The 19,879-nt window shown below is 73.3% G+C and carries 14 protein-coding genes; 10 read left to right on the top strand and 4 right to left on the bottom strand.

From position 1 onward, the window contains the following. The first annotated feature begins 96 nt into the window (after positions 1–96). Positions 97–717, top strand: a complete 621-nt coding sequence (locus LGI35_RS19360) for a TetR/AcrR family transcriptional regulator (RefSeq protein WP_227295072.1) — start codon at positions 97–99, stop codon at positions 715–717. A gap of 55 nt (positions 718–772) precedes the next feature. Here the strand turns inward: LGI35_RS19360 and galE are convergent, their stop codons facing one another. From galE to LGI35_RS19340, 4 genes are all read right to left on the bottom strand, one after another. Further along, a complete protein-coding gene (gene galE / locus LGI35_RS19355) occupies positions 773–1,753 on the bottom strand; it encodes a UDP-glucose 4-epimerase GalE (protein WP_227295071.1) in 981 nt (326 codons plus the stop codon). 58 nt (positions 1,754–1,811) lie between these two features. Further along, complete coding sequence (locus LGI35_RS19350; protein ID WP_227295070.1) at positions 1,812–3,425, bottom strand: glycosyltransferase family 2 protein; 1,614 nt, start codon at positions 3,423–3,425, stop codon at positions 1,812–1,814. A gap of 57 nt (positions 3,426–3,482) precedes the next feature. Beyond that, positions 3,483–4,721, bottom strand: coding sequence for a glycosyltransferase family 87 protein (locus tag LGI35_RS19345; RefSeq protein ID WP_227295069.1), 1,239 nt, complete (start codon positions 4,719–4,721; stop codon positions 3,483–3,485). A gap of 125 nt (positions 4,722–4,846) precedes the next feature. Then, entirely contained in the window at positions 4,847–5,329 is a 483-nt protein-coding gene (locus LGI35_RS19340; RefSeq protein ID WP_227295068.1) for a MarR family winged helix-turn-helix transcriptional regulator, read from the bottom strand. A gap of 138 nt (positions 5,330–5,467) precedes the next feature. Between LGI35_RS19340 and LGI35_RS19335 the strand changes: the two genes are divergently transcribed. The 9 genes from LGI35_RS19335 to LGI35_RS19295 all read left to right on the top strand — a co-directional run bounded on the left by LGI35_RS19335 (position 5,468) and on the right by LGI35_RS19295 (position 19,856). Continuing rightward, positions 5,468–5,881, top strand: coding sequence for an organic hydroperoxide resistance protein (locus LGI35_RS19335; RefSeq protein ID WP_100598921.1), 414 nt, complete (start codon positions 5,468–5,470; stop codon positions 5,879–5,881). A 192-nt stretch (positions 5,882–6,073) separates the two neighbouring features. Continuing rightward, a complete protein-coding gene (locus LGI35_RS19330; RefSeq protein ID WP_227295067.1) occupies positions 6,074–7,675 on the top strand; it encodes a glycosyltransferase family 39 protein in 1,602 nt (533 codons plus the stop codon). After that, a complete protein-coding gene (locus LGI35_RS19325; protein WP_227295066.1) occupies positions 7,672–9,411 on the top strand; it encodes a hypothetical protein in 1,740 nt (579 codons plus the stop codon). Before LGI35_RS19330 ends, LGI35_RS19325 begins: the two co-directional genes overlap by 4 nt. Then, complete coding sequence (locus tag LGI35_RS19320; RefSeq protein ID WP_227295065.1) at positions 9,408–10,547, top strand: acyltransferase family protein; 1,140 nt, start codon at positions 9,408–9,410, stop codon at positions 10,545–10,547. The genes LGI35_RS19325 and LGI35_RS19320 overlap by 4 nt, the downstream gene beginning before the upstream one ends. A 64-nt stretch (positions 10,548–10,611) precedes the next feature. After that, complete coding sequence (locus LGI35_RS19315; protein WP_227295064.1) at positions 10,612–11,328, top strand: methyltransferase domain-containing protein; 717 nt, start codon at positions 10,612–10,614, stop codon at positions 11,326–11,328. A 60-nt stretch (positions 11,329–11,388) separates the two neighbouring features. Beyond that, complete coding sequence (locus LGI35_RS19310; protein ID WP_227295063.1) at positions 11,389–12,225, top strand: TylF/MycF/NovP-related O-methyltransferase; 837 nt, start codon at positions 11,389–11,391, stop codon at positions 12,223–12,225. Positions 12,226–12,424: 199 nt separating this feature from the next. Then, entirely contained in the window at positions 12,425–15,934 is a 3,510-nt protein-coding gene (locus tag LGI35_RS19305; RefSeq protein ID WP_227295062.1) for a bifunctional glycosyltransferase/CDP-glycerol:glycerophosphate glycerophosphotransferase, read from the top strand. Further along, the gene (locus LGI35_RS19300; RefSeq protein WP_227295061.1) at positions 15,931–18,693 is read left to right on the top strand and encodes a bifunctional glycosyltransferase/CDP-glycerol:glycerophosphate glycerophosphotransferase; all 2,763 of its coding nucleotides are present in this window, start codon (positions 15,931–15,933) and stop codon (positions 18,691–18,693) included. Before LGI35_RS19305 ends, LGI35_RS19300 begins: the two co-directional genes overlap by 4 nt. Further along, entirely contained in the window at positions 18,690–19,856 is a 1,167-nt protein-coding gene (locus tag LGI35_RS19295; RefSeq protein WP_227295060.1) for a glycosyltransferase, read from the top strand. Before LGI35_RS19300 ends, LGI35_RS19295 begins: the two co-directional genes overlap by 4 nt. The last annotated feature ends 23 nt before the right edge of the window (positions 19,857–19,879 follow it).

The raw sequence follows: 19,879 nt of genomic DNA, 5'->3' as shown, positions 1-19,879 counted from the left end.
ACACGTCGGAACGGGTCCGTATCGTCGTGACGTGAGCGTAGGGCGTCGCTACGTCGGAACGCAACCGTTTCGTCGTAACGCCGTAAGCTGTTCACCATGACGACCAACGCCGACTCCGCCAAGCCAGCGCGTCGCCGGGCCCCCGCAGGGGCAGCCGTGCTCCGTGAGGATGTGACCGACGCCATCAGGGCGGCCGTCTTCGAAGAGCTCGCCGCCGTGGGCTACGCCCGTATGTCCATCGAGGGGATCGCGCGCCGCGCGGGCGTCGGCAAAACCGCCGTCTACCGCCGCTGGCGCTCCAAACTGCACCTGGTCCTGGACCTGGTCTCCGCCATAGCGGTCCAAGGCCTGCCGGCCCCGGACACGGGTTCCCTGGAGGGCGACCTGCGCCTCCTCTACGAGGTCACATCACGCGCCCTGAAGCACCCGGTCGCGGGCCAGATCATCCCCGACCTCCAGGCCGAGGCGGCCCGCAACCCGGACATCGCGGAGGCCATGCAGAAGGCGCTGCGCGAAGGCCAGCACGGAGTGGCGAACGGCATCGTGCGCAGCGCCGCCGCACGCGGGGAGGTCAGGCCCGACCTCGACGAGGACCTCGCCCTCGACCTGATCTCGGGCCCGTTGTACTGGCGCGCCGTGGTGGTGCGGACGCCGTTGCCCAAGGGGTACCTGGGGAAACTGGCTTCGGCTACGGCGGCGGGGTTGAAGGCGTTGTGACTCCGTCCGCTTCCGGAGGCGAAGGTGATGAAGGTGGCCCAGGTGGTGGGGGGACTCACCTCACGGCGGTCCCGTGGACCCGGACCCAGCCCTGCCACGCCGACTCGACCATGTCGCGCACGTCGCGCTTCGCCGTCCAGCCGAGCTCCGTCGCGACGCGGTCCGCGGAAGCGACGACGCGAGCCGGGTCGCCGGGGCGGCGCGGGGTGACGACGGGGTCGGCGCCGTGGCCGGTCGTCGCGTTGATCAGCTCGACCATCTCCAGGACCGAGACGCCTTCGCCGCGGCCGATGTTGAGGGTGAGGTCGGTGCCGGGGGCGGCGGTGGAGAGGCGGCGGGCGGCGGCGACATGGGCCTCGGCGAGGTCGACGACGTGGATGTAGTCGCGAACGCAGGTCCCGTCCGGCGTCGGGTAGTCCGCGCCGAAGATCCGCGGGGCCTCGCCGTCGGTGAGCTTCTCGAAGACCATCGGTACGAGGTTGAAGACGCCGGTGTCGGCCAGTTCGGGGGTGGCCGCGCCCGCCACGTTGAAGTAGCGCAGGGAGGCCGTGGCCAGGCGGTGGGCCCGGCCCGTCGCGCGGACCAGCCACTCGCCGGCGAGTTTCGTCTCGCCGTACGGGCTCATCGGCAGGCACGGGGTGTCCTCGGTGACCAGGTCGACGTCGGGCATGCCGTACACGGCGGCGGACGAGGAGAAGACGAACGACGGGACGCCGCTCGCGGTGACCGCCTCCAGGAGGACGCGCAGACCCTCGACGTTCTCGCGGTAGTAGTGCAGCGGCAGCTCCACCGACTCGGCGACCTGCTTCTTCGCGGCGAGGTGGACGACGCCGGTGATGCCGTGTTCGGCGATGGCGCGCGCCACGGCGTCGGCGTCCAGGGTCGAGGCGACGACCAGGGGTACGCCGTCCGGGACGCGCGCGGCGTTGCCGGTGGACAGGTCGTCGAAGACCACGGTCCGCTCGCCCGCCTCGTGCATGGCGCGGACGACGTGCGCCCCGATGTATCCGGCACCGCCGGTGATCAGCCAGGTCATGTCGGTTCGGGGTCCCCTCGGTCGTGTCGTGTCGCGTCGTGCGCGTGCGGTCGGCGTTCTAGTGAACCAGGCGGTTGAGGCGGCCGCGTGCCACCGCCAGGGCTCCGCGTACGCCGGGCGCGAGGCGTACGGCGAGGGCGCCGGAGTGGGTCGCGTACGGATGGGCGAGCAGCATGCCGTGGCGCAGGCTCGGCAGGGCGGTGCGGCGCAGGAGGCCGGGGCCGGTGGCGGCGTGGGCGCCGGCGTCGCGGCTGGTGCCGTCGGCGAAGTTCACATGGAGGCGCAGGTCCCAGGTGCCGGTGGCGAGCGCCGACAGGTCGAGGGACGCCTCGGCCTCCCAGGTCCCGGCGTCGGGCCCGGGCACGAAGGTCACCGTGCGGCGTCGGGCGGGGCGGCGGCGCAGGCGGTCGATGACCTCGATGTCGACGGTGGCGGGGCCCGCCTCGGCGACGCGCCCGTACAACTCGTGCAGGCGCAGCCGCAGCCGTGAGCCACGCGCGCGTGGCCGCAGTTCCGCCTCTATGGCGATGGGGAGCAGGCCCATGGGGCGTTCGAGGAGATGTTCAAGGGTGACCTGGGGGAGGTCGTCGGACCAGATGGGCGTGCCGTCGGAGGCGCGTGCGTAGGGCGGGCGCAGGCGGGCGGGGCGGGCCGCGAACTCCTTGAGGCGGGACAGGTCGCGCGGGTGGTCGGAAGCGAGGATCACGCGCGCGATGACGCGGCCGGGGGCGGGCGCCGCGTCGATGTCGGCCGTGTCGAACGTGGCGAGGTAGGCGCGGGTGCGGTCCCACCACTCGGCGCGGTACTCGGGGCTGCGCAGGTCGAGCTCGCGGGCGTACATGCGCAGGCTGTGGTCGAGGAACCGGGTGCGGGCCGCGCGGGCGAGGCGCTTGTGCGAGGCGGTCAGGAGGATGTCGACGGACTGGCGGTGCGCCTCGATGCGGGCGGTCCAGTTGTCGAGTCCGGCCCGGTCGAGGGAGAGCGACAGGCGGTCGGCGTCGCGGCGCACGTTCCAGACGTAGACCGTGTCGGGGACGAGCGCGATGCGCGGTCCGGCGGCGAGCACGCGCGCGGTGAAGACGAAGTCCTCGTAGACGAAGTGGCCGTCGGGGAAGCGGATCCCGCGCTCGCGCAGGAAGTCCGTGCGGTAGAGCTTGTTGACGCAGAGCGTGTCGTGGACGAGGCGGGGGCGGCGCTCCGGGTGGGGGATCACGGTGGCCTCGGCGTACAGCTCGGGCTGCCACGGGATGTCGCGGCCCGAGGGGAGCTCGCGGCGCACGCACAGACCGGCGGCGACCTCGGTGCCGTGGGTGAGGGCCGCGCCGAGCAGGGCGTCGACGGCGCCGGGCGGCAGCACGTCGTCGCTGTCCAGGAACATGACGTACGGGGCCGAGGCGTTGTCGATGCCGTCGTTGCGCGGGGTGCCGCAGCCGCCGCTGTTCGTGGCGCGGCGCAGCACCTTCAGGCGTGGTTCGTCGTCCGCCAGGTGCCGGAGGAGTTCGCCGCTGCCGTCCGTCGAACAGTCGTCGACGGCGATCACCTCGCGGACGGCGGGGCCCTGGGAGAGGGCGGAGCGTACGGCGTCGGTGACCCGTGCGGCGTCGTTGTAGCCGATGAGGACGACCGAGACCTGTGAGCGCTGTTGCGAGGGCTGCTGGGGCTGGGACTGCATGGCTTCCACAGAAGGGAATCCTAGGCCTTTGCGGTAATTGTCCGGTAAGTAAAATTCCTACGCCTTGGTTCCCCTCCAGAGGGAGCGGAACGAGAGGACGGCTCCTGTGAGGAGCAGGCCGTTGCGCGCCAGCATCAGCAGCGAGCCCGTCCATGTGGCCGCCTCGACGTCGCGGTACAGGACCGGGTAGGCGAGCGCGCTCAGGCCGGCCGCCGCCACGATGAGCAGGGCGACGGGGCGCTGGGTGGTGTGGCGCGAGGTGAGGCAGACCGCGGCGAGCCCGAGCAGCCAGATCAGGTACTGCGGGCTGAGCACGCGGCTGGTGACGGTGAAGAGCAGGACGGCGCAGAGCGCGGCGTCGAACGGCGTCGCGGGGCTCCAGTTCACCGCCCGCAGCCGCCAGGACAGCAGCAGCACCGCCGCGAGGGCGGTGAGCACCAGGGAGGCCGCGGCCACCACGCCGACGTGCGGGCCGACGTACTCCATCGCCCCGAACCGGTAGCGGATGTGCCCCGACCAGCCCGCCCGGCGCGCGAAGGACAGCACCGTGCCGCCGAGCGATTCGATCTGCACGCCCCGCTCGCCCTGCTGGCGCAGGAACGAGAACGGCGAGCGGAACGCGACCGCGAGGACCAGCAGGATCGCGGCGCCGGAGGTGAGCGCCGCCGTCCACGCCTCCCGGCTCGTACGTCCCCGGGGTGTGCCGAGCAGGGCGAGCGCGGGCCACACCTTCACCAGCGCGCCGCACGTCGCGAGGACGCCGCCCGTGCGCGGGAACCGCCCCATGAGCAGCAGCGCGAACACGGCGAGCGCGGTGACCTCGACGTCGTAGCGGGCCAGCGGGATGTGGAGCAGGAGCGGCAGCCCGGCCACCCACAGCCAGGCGCCTCCCGTGCTGCGCCGCGGCCGCGCGCCGGTCCGGGCGAGGGCGAGCGTGACCAGGGCGTCCGTGGCGAGGGTGAGCGCGACGAAGGCCTGGAAGTAGGTGAGGCCGGGGGTCAGGCCGGGCGCCAGGAGGACGGGGCCCGCGCCCGGCGGGTACTGCCACAGCGGGTCGCCGGCGGGGAAGGCGCCGCCGGCGAGGACGGCGTACCAGTGGGCGTACAGCGTGTGCACCTCGTGCGCGACGCCTCCGACGCCGAGCGGGGCGCGCCCGTCCATGACGAGCAGGGCGAGCATCCCGGCGCGGGTGGCCAGCCAGGTGAGGGGAAGCGCCCTCCGCGTGAGGGGGCCGGGGCGGACCCAGGTCGCGTGGACGGGCGCTGCGGCGGTGGGTGGCTGAGTGTCGAGCGTCACCTGTGCGAGCGTACGAGCGAATGACCACGTATGCAGTGATAATCAGCCAAATGCGGCTTTCGTGTCGGACGGGGGATGGTTCTGCCGGGCGAGGGCGTCACGCGTCCGGCGCGGGTGGCCGCCGGTCACGCGTCGAGCGCCGCCCCGTCCAGTGCCGTCGTCAGGCGGTCGAGGCGGGCGCGCATGTCCTCGATCTCCGCCAGGTCGAACCCGGTGGCCGCCGCGATCCGGCGCGGCACCAGCGCCGCGCGCTCCCGCAGCGCGGTTCCCGCGCCGGTCGGCCGGACGTTCACCGAGCGCTCGTCGCGCGCGCTGCGCTCCCGCTGGACGAGGCCGGCCGCCTCCAGCCGCTTGAGCAGCGGGGACAGCGTGCCCGAGTCGAGCCGCAGCCGCTCCCCGAGTCGCTTCACGGGCAGCTCGCCGTCCTCCCAGAGCACCAGCATGACCAGGTACTGGGGGTAGGTCAGGCCCAGGTCCTTGAGGAGCGTGCGGTAGACGCCGCCGAACGCGCGCGACGCGGCGTTCAGGGAGAAGCAGATCTGCCGGTCGAGCCGCAGGAATTCCTCGTCGCCGGGCGTCTCGGGCGTCTCGGTCGTCTCGGTGGTCATGCGTTCAGGGTAACCGGGACCTCTGGCGTGTCATTCAGTTGTGCACAATTGAATTGCGTGCTCTACTTGTGTCCGTCAGCGCAGCACGTACTCCACCGCGGACGTCACCGCGGACCTCATCGCAGGAGGATGTTTTCCATGGAAGCGATCTACACCGCCGTAGCCACCGCCACCCACGGCCGTGACGGCCGCGCCGTCAGCTCCGACGGCCGCCTCGACCTCCAGCTGGCCATCCCCACGGAGATGGGCGGCAACGGCCAGGGCACCAACCCCGAGCAGCTCTTCGCCGCCGGGTACTCCGCCTGCTTCGCCAGCGCGCTCGGCCTGGTCGGCCGCGCCGCCAAGGTCGACGTCAGTGACGCCGCGGTGACCGCCGAGGTCGGCATCGGCAAGCAGGGCGAGGGCTTCGGCCTCGCGGTGACGCTGCGCGTGGAGCTGCCGGAGACGGTCGACGCCGAGACCGGCCGCAAGCTGGTCGAGCAGGCCCACCAGGTCTGCCCGTACTCGAACGCGACTCGCGGCAACATCGACGTCGAGCTCGTCGTCGAGTAGTCGCCCCGCCCGTGGGGTGCTCGTTCTGATCCCGGGGTGTCAACGCTCCCCAGGGGAACCCCCGTTGACCCGCGCGAGCACCTCGCCCGTGCGCACGAAGCGCCCGTGATCGCTGGTTGCCGCCGTGCGCTCCGTGCGCCCATGACGGCAAGGCTGCGTCACAAATCCGATCAATTGGGACAGGATCGGCGCGTGCGCATCTCTTCGGACGGTCCGCGCGGCCGCACCCCCAGGGCCCTTCCCGCAGCCGCACCCACCGTGACCGCGGTCCTGCTGCCGGGCGTGGTGATGCTGTGCCTCGGACTCTGGGGGCTCGACCGCGGCACGATCTGGCGCGACGAGGCCGCGACGATACTCGTCGCCACCCGCTCCCTGTCCCAGATCCACCATCTCCTCGGCAACATCGACGTGGTGCACGGCCTCTACTACGTGCTGATCCACTTCGTGCTCGGCGGGCAGACGGACGCCTACCTGATGCGGCTGCCGTCCGTGCTCGGCGCGACCGCGGCGGCCTGCCTCGTCGCCGCGCTCGGCATCCGGCTCGCCCGGCCCCGCGTCGGCCTGTGGGCCGGACTCCTGTACGCCGCCTCGCCGTTCACCGGCTACTACGCGCAGGAGGGCCGCTCGTACGCGATCGTCGCGGCGGGCGCGGCCGCGGCGACGCTCATGTTCGTCCACTGCGTACGGCATCCGTCGTGGCCCGCGTGGGCCGGGTACGCCGCGCTCGTGACGGTGACCGCGTGGCTCCACGAGTTCGCGGTCCTCGTCCTCGCCGCGCACGCCGTCACCCTCCTCGTCTCGCGCGCGGCCCCCGTGCTGTGGCGGGGCTGGGCGGCCGCCGCCGTTGCCGCCGTCCTGCTGGTGCTGCCGCTCGCCGGCGAGGCGCGGGAGCAGAGCTTCCAGGTGGCGTGGATCCGCAGGCCGGGCTGGGCGGACGCCGAGGCGCTGCTGCGGCTCGCCGCCGGGCACCCCGACGCCGTCTTCAACACCACGCTCCTGCTCGCCGCTGCCGCCGTGTTCGCCCCCTCGGTCCGCCGCGGGACGTGCGGGCTCGCCGCGGTCGCGCTGCCGCTGGCCGTGGTGCCGCCCGCGCTGCTGCTCACCGTGTCGCAGTGGCAGCCGCTGTACGCGCCGCGCTACACGTTCTTCGCGTTCGCCGGGCTGACCCTGCTGGCGGCGGGCGGCGTGGACACGGTCCTGCGGCGCCTGCCGGAACGGGTGCGGCCCCCCGCGTACGTCCAGGTGACCGCCGGGGCCGCCCTGGTCGCGCTGGCGTTCTGGGCGCAGTTCCCGGCGCAGCTGCGCGAGCGGTCGCCCGAGAGCCGCAGGGACGACTTTGGGGCGGTCGCGCGGATGGCGGAGCGGGATCTGCGGCCCGGCGACGCGCTGCTCTACCTGCCGAAGACCGGCCGACGCCTCACGGAGACGTATCCGCGCGCGGTGGCGGGCGTGCGCGACGTGGCGCTGAAGTCGACGGGCGCCCGCTCCGGAACCCTGTACGGCGTGGACGCGAGCCCCGCCGAACTCCGCGCCCGGATGGCGTGCCTGAGCCGCGTCTGGGTCCTCTTCGACGCGGAGGCGGGCCGCCCCGGCTGGCGCACCCGCAATCCCGTCGAGCTCACCAAACTCGCGCTCCTGGAACGGGACTTCACGCCCCTCGCCGAATCGAGACGCCGCAGCGGGCTGCTGCGCCTGTACGAGCGTGTGGGCGGCCCCGCGCCCACGTGCGCGGCCGGCGCGGGGCCTGCCGCGGCGACCGTCACCCCCACCGAGCCGACGCCGGAGTTTCGATGAACGCCACGCTCCTCGCCCTCCTCGACCACCGCCGCCCCGACCGGGCGCGTCCCGTGTCCGCCGCCCGCGCCTCGCCCGCCGGCCCCTCGTCGCGTCTGCGCCGGTGGGCCGACCCCGCCGCCGTCTTCGCCGCCACCGCGTTGATCGTGGTCAGGGCCGCCGGGCTCGGGCGCTGGATCGTCGACGACGCCGCCGTCACCTTCGCGTACGCGCGCAGCATCGACGAGGGCCTCGGCCCGGTCCAACTGCCCGGCGCGCCACCGGTGGAGGGCTACTCCAACCCGTCCTGGCTCGTCCTGATGGTCCTCGGGCGCAGGCTCGGCCTCTTCGACCACGGCGCGTTCCTGGGCGTCAGCGACCTCGTGCTCTACCCGAAGGCACTCGCCCTGCTGTGCACGGCCGGCACGCTCGCATGCGTCGCGTGGGCGGCCCGCGCCGTGACCTCCGGCCGCGCGTGGGCGGTGACGCTCCTCGCGGGAGCCGCCCTCGCCGCCAACCTCTCCTACGTGGCCTGGTCCTTCTCCGGCCTGGAGAACCCGCTGTACGGGCTGGCGGCGGCGGGCACGGGGGCGGTGCTGGTGCGGGCGGCCGTCCGGGGCGGCCTCACGGCGCCGCGCACCGCCGTGGCCGCCGCCGCGATCGCCCTGCTCGCCGCCCTGACCCGGCCCGACGGCGCCGTACTCGTCGCCGCCTACCCCCTCGTCCTCGCCCTCTTCCTGCGCCGCCGCGACCTGGCCCGGTCGGTCCGCGCGCTGGCCCTGCACGCCGGTGTCGTCGCCGTGCCCTACGGCGCGTTCCTGCTGTGGCGGCACGCCGTCTTCGGGCTGTGGGTGCCGAACACCGCGGTCGCCAAGGCGCAGCAGACCCCCGAACTGGCCCAACTCGCCCAGAGCGGCGATCTGTTGACGTACGCGGGCTGGGCCTTCGCGCTGATCGGCGCGCTGTGCGCCGGTGCCGTGCTCGCCCGGCCCGGCACGGCGCGCCGGGCCCTGGTGGCGCTGCTCGTGCCGCTGCTCCTGGTGCTGCTCGCGTACGGGGTGCTCGGCCGGGACTGGATGGCCCTGTACCGGTTCGCGACCCCGGTGTGGGTCCTCGCGGCGGCTGTCGCCGCGCTGTCGGCCGTGGTGCTGTGGGAGGCGGAAGGAGCCCGCGGCCGGGCCGTCCTCGTCGCGGCGCTGACCGGCGCACTCGTCCTCGCGCACACCGGACAGGCCGAACGCGAGGCCTCGTTCGAAGCCCACCCGACGCTCTCCATGTGCTTTGTCGCCGAACGCTACGGCCAGGTGTTCAACGCGTACGCCGAGCGCCTCGGCCTGCGGCACGCCACCATCGCCCTGCCCGACCTCGGCGGCACGCTGCTCACCACGCGGCTGCGGGTGCTGGACCTGGCGGGCCTGACCGACCGCCGCATCGCGGACGCGTACGCCTCCGGCGACATGCGCGCCCTGCGCGACCACGTCCTGCGCGCCGAGCGCCCCGAACTCCTGCACGTCCACGCGGCCTGGGTGGACAAGCCGGGCCTGACCGTCTCCCGCCTGGCGGACGCCGGTTACGTTCCGCTGTACCGGCAGCAGAACGGCGGTGACTTCGTCCGGGCCGACGCCGTCCACGACCCGGCCCGCATCGCCGCCGTACGCGCCTGGGCCGCGCCGCGCCTCGACCGCCTGATCGCGGAGCAGGACCACACGGGCAGCTGCGGCGCCACTCTCACCCCGGGGCGGGGAGCCGCCCTGTGACAGCCACCCTTCTCCCCGCGCCCACCCGCTCCCGCAGCGCGCAGGAGCGGGCGCCGCGGCTCGATTCGCTGACCGGGATGCGCTTCGTGGCGGCGCTCGCCGTCTTCGTGCACCACACCACCGGGCTCTCCCCGGGCAGCGGCCTGGCCCAGGCGCCGGTCCTCTTCCCGTACTCGACGATGGGCGTCAACGGCGTCGGGTTCTTCTTCGTGCTGTCCGGGTTCCTGCTGGCCTGGGGGCACCGCCCCGGCACGCGTCGCGGTCTCTTCTACTGGCGTCGCGCCGGCCGCATCTGGCCCGCGCATCTCGCCGCCACGATCCCGTGCATCTGGGTGTTCTACCTCTGGGGCGGCGTACCCACGGACGCGTTCAGCTTCGTCACGTCGCTGCTGCTCGTGCAGACCTGGTTCCCCGGCGTCGTACCGATGTTCCCGGGCAACGGTGTCGCCTGGACGCTCAGCGTCGAAGTGTTCTTCTACCTCCTGTTCCCCTGGGTGATCGGCCCCGCCCTGCGCCTGCGCACCCGCACCCTCGCGCTCCTCGCGGCGTCCGGTCTCGCCGCCATGTGGGCCGTCAACTGGTGGGCCGCCGCACACCTTTCGCCCTTCGCCCGCGAATGGGTCATGCGCCACCCGGTGACGCGCCTGCCCGAGTTCGCGGCCGGCCTCGTCTGTGCGATCGCCCTGCGCCGCGGCCACCGGATCGCCCTGCGCCCGGCCGTACTGCTCGCCTCCTTCGCCGCGTACACGGCCGTGTACTGCCACCGGACCGACTGGTTCGCGCCAGGCGCGGTGGGTCAACTGGAGTGGACGGTCCGGCCGTTCGTCGCCGTGTTCTCGGCGCTCCTCATCGTCGCGTACGCCCGGCGCGAGCTGTCCGGGCGCCGCGGAGCGCTCTGTTCGCGCCCCATGGTGCTGCTCGGCGCGTGGTCGTACGCGTTCTATCTCCTGCACCAGACGCTGAACCGGTACGTGCAGGACACCTGGGGCCGGATGCGGCCCGACAACTCCGCCGTGTTCGCGCTGTGCGGACTCGCCGTCGCGGTGGTCGCGCTGTCCTGGGCGCTGTTCACGTACGTCGAGGAACCGGCCAGAAAGTGGTGGTCCCGGCACACGCCGCGCCGCCTCGCACGGTGACCCCACGCGGACATGCGCGTTGAAAAGCCATCAAGGCACCCCAACCCCCTTGACGGAGGCCGCCATGCACCAGTCCGCGTACGAACAGATGGAGCTCTGTGTCCGGAGCTACCTGCCGCGCGGGCGGCGGCTGCGGGTGGTCGATCTCGGGGCGCGGGTGTCGGACGGGCAGGTGCGCACCCACAAGTCGCTCCTTGAGGGGTACGACACCGAGTACGTCGGCGTCGACGTGCTGGAGGGGCGCAACGTGGACGCGGTGATGGCGAAGCCGTACCGCATCCCGGTCCGCTCGAACAGCGCCGACTTCCTCATCTCCGGCCAGGCCTTCGAGCACATCCCGTTCTTCTGGGCGTCGATGCTGGAGATCGCCCGCGTCCTCAAGCCGGAGGGTACGGCGTTCATCACGGCCCCCTCACGCGGCCATGTGCACGACGCGCAGGACTGCTGGCGCTACTACCCGGACGGGATGCGCGCCCTGGCCGCGTACACGCGTCTCGAACTGCGCGAGGCGTACACCGACTTTCCACCGATGAAAGGCATCCGGCACGCCTACGGCAGCATCGACGCCAAGCACGCCTACTGGGGCGACACGGTCGGCGTCTTCCGCAAGCCGGCCAAGTACCCGCGTCTGACCATGGCGTTCGTGCGCTCGACCACGCGCTGGTGGGCCAACCGCGTCGGCGGTGTCGACGGAGTGCCGCTGCCCGCGCCGCTCGCCGGACGGGAGCGGTGCGGCCGCCCGTCGACGGTTCCCAGGCCCGCGGGTGTATCAAATGGTTAGAAACGTCTGTCTGTTGACGAAAAGTGACATGCCGAATATCACGGACGTAAGGTGCCGCGCATGGCATGGCGAAGCGCCGTGAATGGCGTCATCAAGCAGCTCACCGGATACCAGCTGACCCGCGTACCGGTGCCCGCTCCCCGGCAGGCCGCCCACGCGTCCGAGTCGGCGCCACCGGCCCAGGCGCCCAAGCCGAAGCCGACGCCGAAACCCAAGGGCCTGGTCCTCCCCGAGGACTACGACGACGAGGCGAAGGGCATCATCCGCGCGGTCAAGCCGTACACGATGACGTCCCCGGAGCGGCTCAACGCCTTCATCCTCGCCACCCGCCACATCGTCAAGCACGACATCCCCGGCGACATCGTCGAGTGCGGTGTGTGGCGCGGCGGTTCGATGCAGGCCTGTGCCAAGGCCCTCCTCGCGCAGGGCGACACGGAACGCGACCTCTACCTCTTCGACACGTACGAGGGCATGACGCCGCCCACCGAACAGGACCTCAGGCGTGACGGGAAGTCCGCCGAGGAACTGCTCGCCGCCCAGGGCAAGGACCGCCCGATCTGGGCCGTCGCCACCCTCGACGACGTCAAGTCCGGCTTCCGGTACGTGCCTTACCCCGAGGACCGCCTCCACTTCGTGCGGGGCAAGGTCGAGGACACCGTCCCCCGGCAGGCCCCGGAGCAGATCTCGATCCTGCGCCTCGACACCGACTGGTACGCCTCCACCAAGCACGAACTCGACCATCTCTACGACCGGTTGGTGCCCGGCGGCGTCCTCCTCATCGACGACTACGGCTACTGGCAGGGCTCCCGGCAGGCCGTCGACGAGTTCCTGGAGAAGACCGGCGAGCGGCTGCTGCTCCTGCGCATGGACGAGGGGCGCATCGCCGTCAAGCCCTGACCCGGCCCGCAACCCCCGACCCGACCGATCCCGCGCAGCGCGGCCGCCCGCCGGCCCGCTGCGCGGGATCGCTTGCGTGATCACCCGAATGGCTCAGGCGTGGTGACCCGGATCCACAGCGTGGGTTGTTAACCAGTAGTTCCCTTCGCGGGTCGCGCAGCCGTGCCCGTCAGTTCTACGGAAGGAATGTGCGCAGCGCATGACACCACGACTGACCGTCGTCGTCCCCATCCACAACGTCGAGGACTACCTCGACGCCTGCCTGGAGTCGCTGGCCGCGCAGACCATGCCCGACCTCGAAGTCGTGATGGTCGACGACGGCTCCACCGACGGGAGTCCGGTGATCGCCCGCGCCATGGCCGGGCGCGACCCGCGCTTCAGTTACGTCCGGCAGGAGAACGCGGGCCTCGGAGCGGCGCGCAACGCGGGTGCGGCGCGGGCCACGGGCGCGCATCTCGCCTTCGTGGACAGTGACGACGTGGTGCCGCACGACGCGTACGAGCGCATGCTCGACGCCCTGGAGGAGTCGGGCTCCGACTTCGCCACCGGGAACGTGCACCGGCTGCGCGTCGACGGGACGACCGAGCAGTCCGCCATGTTCCGCAAGGTGATGGGCAAGGACCGCGCCGCCACCCACGTCACCCGGCACTGGGACCTGATCGGGGACCGCATCGCCTGCAACAAGGTGTTCCGCAAGGACTTCTGGGACCGCCACGCGTTCGCGTTCCCCGTGGGCGTGCTCTTCGAGGACACCCCGGTCGTCGTGCCCGCGCACTTCCTCGCCCGCAGCGTCGACGTCCTGTCCGGGCCCGTCTATCTGTGGCGCGACCGGGACGGCTCCATCACCAACCGGCGGGCCAGGCCGCGCGCCGTCGCCGACCGCACCGCCGCCGTCCGCACGGCCAGCGGCTTCCTCGGGGACAGGGTGCGCGAGACGGCCGGCACCCCGGAGGCCGCGGGCTGGGCGGAGGGAAAGCGGCGTTACGACGCGACGGTGCTCGCCGGGGACCTGTGGCTGTTCATGGAGGCGCTGCCGCTCGGCGACGCCGAGTACCACGAGGCCTTCCTCGACCACGCCAACTCCTTCGCGGACACCGTCGACCCGGCCGTCCTCACCGGTCTTCCGCTGGCCCTGCGCGTCAAGTGGCAGCTCATCCGGGAGCGCCGCCTGACCGAGCTGCTCGCGTTCATGACGTACGAGAAGAGCAACGGCACGACGTTCGTGGCGCGCGGGCCGCGCAGGAGCCGGGCGCAGTTCCCGCCCGTCACCGGGCCCCTGCCGCGTGGGGTGACCGCGCTCCGGCGGGCCGATCTGCCGCTGAAGTCGCACATCACCGAGGCGTGCTGGGACGAGGACGGGCGGCTGCGGCTCAAGGGGTTCGCCTATGTACGGAATCTGCCGGCGGGCCGGGTGGGGGCGCGCGCCAAGTTCGCGTGGCTGCGGGCGGGCAAGCGGCGCGCGGTGCCGCTGAAGGTCCGTACCGTCCGCTCCCGCGAGGCCACCTACCGCTCCAAGCAGGGGCTGCACAGCTACGACCGGTCCGGGTTCGAGACGGTCATCGACCCGGCCCGGCTCGTCACCAAGCGGCCGAGCACCACCTGGAACGTCGAGATGGCCGCCTTCGGAGGCGGCCTGCTGCGCACCGGGCCCGTGCGGATGGGCGGGCTCGCCGAGCTGCCCGTGCGCTATCTGGACGACTTCCTGCGCATCGCGCCCCGGCTCAGCGCGGGCCGGCTGCGGCTGCGGGCCGAGCGGGTGAAGGCCCGGCTGGTGCGGCACGAGGAGTCCGGCGGCACCCTCAGGCTGGAGGGTGAGCTCGCCCCCGGTGCGCCCGCCGACCTCAAGGCGCTGCGCGTCGAGAACTGGCACACCAAAGAGGCGTACGACCTCCCTGTCGAGCGCGCGGGGCGCACCTTCGCCGCCGAGCTGCGCCTGGAACTGATCGCGGGCGCCGGGACCGACGACTCCGGGGCGCCCCGCAAGACCGACCCGTGGGGTGTCGGCCTCGTGCGCGGGGACGACGAGTGGTCGGCCCTCGCGGTCCGCCCCGACATCCCGGCGGGCCGCCGGCCCCTCGGCGCCGGGCGCGAACTGCTCGTCCTCGCCAACGCCGCCGGGAACGTGGAGCTGCGCAACCAGACCGTACGGCCCCTCGTCGACACCCTGACCTGGGACGAGGACGGTCGGCTCGCCGTCGGGGGCAGCTTCCCCGACGAGTCCGGCACCGCGTGGGAGCTGCTGCTCCAGCACAGCGGCCACGACGAGGTGGCCGTCCTTCCGGTCGAGGTGACCGGCGGGCGGTTCGGCGCGGCGCTGTGTCCGGACGCCGTCGCGGGCCCCGCCGGAGTCCTGCCGCTCGCCGAGGGCCGCTGGTACCTGTACCTGCGCGAGCCCGGCGAGACCGACTCCGGCCGGTACCGCCAGGTCCATGTCGCGCCCGCCCTGCACGAGCGCCTGCCCCTCGTACGCGCCCTGGGCGGCCGGGACTTCACCGTCGGGCGCCGCTACTACGACCGCCTCGTCATCGAGTCGGGATCGGTCCTCGCCGTCACGGAGCGCGGCGGAGCCCAGCAGGGCGCGCTGCGCACCCGCTACGCGTCCCTGCGCGTCGAGCCCCGCACCGACACGGTCCTGTACTCCAGCTTCGACGGCCGCCAGTGCTCGGACTCGCCGCGCGCCGTGCACGAGGAGCTCGTCGCGCGCGGCGAACCCCTGGAGCACCTGTGGGTCGTGCGCGACCAGCAGGTCACGGTGCCCGCGAGCGGCCGGCCCGTGGCCCTGTGGAGCACCGAGTGGTACGAGGCGCTGGCCCGCAGCCGCTACGTCGTCACCAACACACAGCTGCCCGACTGGTTCGAGCGCGCCGAGGACCAGTACGTCGTACAGACCTGGCACGGCACCCCGCTCAAGCGCATCGGCCGCGACCTGGCGGACAGCCCGTCCGGCGACCAGCGCTACATCGCCACGCTGCCGGAGCGTGCCGCGCAGTGGAACCTGCTCGTCTCCCCGAACCGTTTCTCCACCCCCGTCCTGCGGGGCGCGTTCGGCTACCACGGCGAGGTCCTGGAGTCCGGCTACCCGCGCAACGACCTGCTGCACGCGGCGGACCGCGCCAAGGTCGCCGCCGCGGTCCGCGAACGCCTCGGCATCCCCGAGGACAGGCGCGTCGTCCTCTACGCCCCCACCTGGCGCGAGAACCAGCCGCGCAAGGGCGGCCGTTACGGGCTCGACCTGCGCCTCGACCTGGCGGCGGCCCGGCGCGCGCTCGGCGAGGACCACGTCCTGCTCGTGCGCCGCCACTACCTGGTCGGCGGCACCGTCCCGGGCACCGCGTCCGGCTTCGTGCGCGACGTCACCCGCCACCCGGACGTGAGTGAACTCCTCCTGATCAGCGATGTGCTGGTGACCGACTACTCGTCGCTGATGTTCGACTTCGCGCAGACCGGCCGCCCGATGCTGTTCCACACCTACGACCTCGACCACTACCGGGACACGCTCAGGGGCTTCTACTTCGACTTCGTCGCGCAGGCGCCGGGACCGCTGCTCGCCACCGGCGAGGAGGTCGTCGAGGCGCTGCGCGACCCGGTTGCCGCGACCGCCGGGCACGAGGAGGCCTACCGCCGCTTCCGCGAGGTGTTCTGCGACCTGGACGACGGGCGGGCCGCCGCCCACGTCGCCGACGCCATGCTGCCGGGAGGCCGCCGATGACCACCCCCGAGGCGTACGACATGAGCTGCGTCGTCGTGTGCGGCACGGACGCCGCCGCCCTGCGCGCCACCGTGCGTTCCGTGCTCGACCAGACGCTGGCCGGCACCGAGGCGGTCCTCGTCGCGGCCGGGGCGCACGACACGGCCGCGTCGCTCGCGGCCGCCGACCCGCAGCGGATCCGGCTCGTCCACGCAGGAGCGGAGAGCACCGCGTGCGTCCTGCGCGACCTGGGCCTCGCCGCCGCCCGCGGCCGGTACGTCATGGTCGCGGCCCCGGGCGAGCGGCTCGAACGGCACGCCTGCCGCAACCTCTTCGAGGCGGGCCGCCGCACGGACGCCGACCTGGTCGCGGGACGCCGGGACAAGGCTCCCGCCTGGCACAAGGAGCTGCACGCCAGGTCCCGGGTCGTCGAGAACCTCGCGGACGCGCCCGAACTCGTCACGCGGGACAGCCTGAGCGCCGGGTTCTGCCTGCGGCGCGGCGCACTCGGCGCGCTGTCCGGCGCCGGGCGGGCCCTCTTCGGCGTGCGGGCCGCGCTCGCCGCCCGGCGCATCGCCCTCGTCCCGAACCTGATCACCACCGGATGCGCCCCCGCCGACCCGGTACGGGACCTGCCCCGCGCCGCCGACGCCCAGCGCGACACGCTGGAACTGCTGGACGGCGACGACACCCTGCGCGCGGCCCGGGAGAGCGCCTTCCTCACCGACCACGTCGTCCCGTGCGTCCGCGCCTTCCTGCCGCTCGGCCCCGACGACCGCGGGGAGGCGGCGGACACCCTCGCCAGGAGCCTGGACGGCCTCGTCACCCCGGAGGCGCTGGGCGCGCTGCCGCCTGTCGAGCGCATCGGCGTACGGCTCCTCACCGACGGCGACGCGGACGGTGTGCAGGCGGCCGCGTACGCACTGGCCCGGCCCGGCACCGTCGTCTCCCCGCTCGTCAGGACGGGTGACGGGCGGATCCGATGGAGCGCGGAGCACGCCGGCGACGACACGTTCGACGTCACCGAACTCGGCTACCAGTACCGGCAGTTCACCGACCTCCGCCTCCTGAACCGCGTCACGCACTGCCTGCGCCAGGGAGCGGTGCTCACCGTCGGGGGGCGGCTCGTCGTGCCGCTGGGACTCCTCGACGACCGGCCCGCGCTCGCCGCCCGGCTCGACCTCTCGGTGCGCGGCGGCCGCGCGCACACGCTCTCCGTGCCCGTGCGGGACGTGCGCCAGGAGGACGGGGGCGTCGTGTGGCGGGCCGAGCTGCCCCTCACCGGCGCGCTGCGCCCGCGCGGCATCGGCGACCGCGTGTGGGACCCGCGGCTCGTCCTCACCGTCGACGGCGTCCCCGTCACCACCGACCTGCTCGCCGACAAGGCGGCCGTCCCCACCCGCGCCACCGCCCTGCCGGCCCGCCCCCTCCTGACCCGCCTCACCGCCGACACCTGGCAGCCCTACGTCACGGCCAAGCACCACCTGGCCGTCTGCCTCCTGCCCCGCCGCCGCGCCGCCCGCACCGCGCAGGCCCTGGTGCACTACGTCACCCACTTCAGGCCCGCCCGCAAGCTGAAGCCCGTACTCCGCACCCTGCGCAAGAAACGCGAGGCCCTGCACTCCCAGCGCGTCAAGCTCCGCGTGTACCGGCGGATCCTGTCCCGACTGCCCGTCAGCAAGGGCCTCGTCGTCTTCGAGAGCCACATGGGCAAGTGCTACGGGGACAGCCCGCGCGCCGTGCACGAGGAACTCCTCGCCCGCGGGGCCGGGGTGCGCTGCGTCTGGTCGTACGCCGCGTCGCCCGCCGGGTTCCCGGACGGCGCGCGGCTCGTGCGCCGCTGGTCCTGGCCGTATCTGTGGGCGCTGGCCCGCGCCGAGTGGTGGGTCGACAACCAGGGCTTCCCGCACGCCCTCGACAAGCCGCGCCACACCACGTATCTCCAGACCTGGCACGGATCCGCGTACAAGCGCATGGGGTTCGACGAGGCGCGGCACAGGACACGGAACGCGCCGGAGCGCGAGAAGCTCCGGCACGCGGTCGGCCGCTTCGACCACTTCATGGTCCGTTCGGAACACGACGTGCGGACCCTCGCCCACGCCTACCGCATCCCCGAGGAGCGGCTGCTGCGCGCCGGCTATCCGCGCAACGACCGCCTCGTCGAGGCCCGCGGGCGCGACGAGCGCGAGGGCCGCTTCCCGCGCCCGCCGCTGGCCACGGAACTCGGCATCCCGGACCACCGCACGGTCGTGCTGTACGCCCCCACGTTCCGCGGCGTCCCGAAGAAGGGGCAGGTCGTTCAACTTCCGCTCGATGTACGGAAATTCGCCGAGCGCTTCGGTGACACGCACGTCCTGCTCGTGCGCGCCCACTACATGGAGGCGGCGAGTCTGCCGGTCACCCCGCCCGGCACGGTCATCGACGTCTCCGGCCACCACGACGTGAGCGAACTCCTCGTCCTCGCCGACGTGTTGATCACCGACTACTCGTCGATCATGTTCGACTACGCCCTCCTCGACCGGCCCCTCGTCCACTTCGCGCCGGACCTCGATGCCTACGCGGTGGACCGCGGCACCTACTTCGACCTGCGCAAGCGCGCCGGCGGGCCCGTCATCGAGACGCAGGAGGAGCTGCTGCGGACCCTCGGCGGGATCAAGAAGGCGGACGGCGAGTGGCAGGCGGCACGCCGCGCGTTCGCCGCCGAGTTCGGCTCGTACGACGACGGCGGCGCCGCCCGCGCGGCCGCCGACCTCATCCTCGGGAAGAAGGCCCGCGCATGACCACCATCACGACCGCCGCGCGCACGGGCCGCGACCTCTTCCTCGTCGCCAACACCGTCGACGAACTGGGCGGCGTCACCGCCTGGACCCACCAGATGGCCCGCCTCTTCCAGGGCGCGGGCCACCGTGTGCACGTCATCGGCGTCCACGAGGCGGAGCTCAAACTCACCCTGCCCGCCGATCTCGGATACGAGGTGACCAGCCTCTACCCCGCGCACCCCCCGACCCCGCGCCCCGTGCGCGGCCTGCACCGCCTCAGCCCCGCCGCGCACCGCCGAGAGGCCCGGCGCCTCGCGGACCGCGGGCGCGCCGTCGCCCGCCTGTCGGAGCTCTTCCGTGCCGCCCGCCCCGGCGCCGTCGCCGTCGTCACCCAGGTGTGGCCCATGGAGTGGCTGCGCGAGGCGGACACCGCGGGCCTGCGGATCATCGGCATGAGCCACGAGTCGTACGCCTACACGCGGGCCTGCCACCGCTACCGCTCGGTCAAGCGGAACTACCCGTCGGCCGACCGCTGGCTCACCCTCACGCAGGAGGACGCCGACGACTGGATCGCCGACGGCATGCACAACGTCGGCGCCATGCCGAACGCACTGGCCCACCTCCCGGAGATCCCCTCGCCGCGCACCGCGAAGGTCGTGTGCAGCATCGGCCGCCTCGCCGACCAGAAGGGCATCGACATGCTCGTCGACACCTGGGCCGAGGTCGCCCCGCACCGGCCCGACTGGACCCTGCGGATCTACGGCGCCGGATCCGACGAGCCGGACCTGCGGCGCCAGTGCACCGAGCTGGGCCTGGACCGCTCCGTGCGGTGGATGGGCCGCACGGACGACGTGGCGGGCGCGCTCGCCGGGAGCGCCGTCTTCGTCCAGTCGTCGCGGGGTGAGGGCTTCCCGCTCGCGCTGATGGAGGCCATGGCGAGCGCCGTGCCGTGCGCCGCGTTCGACTGCGCGCCCGGGGTGCGGGAGATCGTGCGCCACGGCGAGGACGGGCTCCTCGCACCTCCCGGCGACGTCGCGGCGCTCGCCGACCGCCTCCTGCGCCTCACCGGCAACCCACGGATGCGGGACGCCATGGGGGAGCGGGCCAGGGTCAATGTGCAGCGGTTCTCCGAGGAGCGCGTCCTGGAACGCTGGGAGGAGCTGTTCGCCCTGCTGGAGCGGTGAGGTCCCGGCCCGCGCCTTCGGGG

The organism is Streptomyces longhuiensis (assembly GCF_020616555.1).
In the GTDB taxonomy this organism is placed as follows: Bacteria; Actinomycetota; Actinomycetes; order Streptomycetales; family Streptomycetaceae; genus Streptomyces; species Streptomyces longhuiensis.
The sequence above is the reverse complement of the archived record's forward strand: the minus strand, read 5'-3'. Positions and strand labels throughout refer to the sequence as shown.

What these genes read in the sequence shown, in the direction of transcription:
- LGI35_RS19360 (WP_227295072.1), top strand. Translation starts at nt 97, where the DNA reads ATGACGACCAACGCCGACTCCGCCAAGCCAGCGCGTCGCCGGGCCCCC.
- galE (WP_227295071.1), bottom strand. Translation starts at nt 1,753, where the DNA reads ATGACCTGGCTGATCACCGGCGGTGCCGGATACATCGGGGCGCACGTC.
- LGI35_RS19350 (WP_227295070.1), bottom strand. Translation starts at nt 3,425, where the DNA reads ATGCAGTCCCAGCCCCAGCAGCCCTCGCAACAGCGCTCACAGGTCTCG.
- LGI35_RS19340 (WP_227295068.1), bottom strand. Translation starts at nt 5,329, where the DNA reads ATGACCACCGAGACGACCGAGACGCCCGAGACGCCCGGCGACGAGGAA.
- LGI35_RS19335 (WP_100598921.1), top strand. Translation starts at nt 5,468, where the DNA reads ATGGAAGCGATCTACACCGCCGTAGCCACCGCCACCCACGGCCGTGAC.
- LGI35_RS19325 (WP_227295066.1), top strand. Translation starts at nt 7,672, where the DNA reads ATGAACGCCACGCTCCTCGCCCTCCTCGACCACCGCCGCCCCGACCGG.
- LGI35_RS19315 (WP_227295064.1), top strand. Translation starts at nt 10,612, where the DNA reads ATGCACCAGTCCGCGTACGAACAGATGGAGCTCTGTGTCCGGAGCTAC.
- LGI35_RS19310 (WP_227295063.1), top strand. Translation starts at nt 11,389, where the DNA reads ATGGCATGGCGAAGCGCCGTGAATGGCGTCATCAAGCAGCTCACCGGA.
- LGI35_RS19305 (WP_227295062.1), top strand. Translation starts at nt 12,425, where the DNA reads ATGACACCACGACTGACCGTCGTCGTCCCCATCCACAACGTCGAGGAC.
- LGI35_RS19300 (WP_227295061.1), top strand. Translation starts at nt 15,931, where the DNA reads ATGACCACCCCCGAGGCGTACGACATGAGCTGCGTCGTCGTGTGCGGC.
- LGI35_RS19295 (WP_227295060.1), top strand. Translation starts at nt 18,690, where the DNA reads ATGACCACCATCACGACCGCCGCGCGCACGGGCCGCGACCTCTTCCTC.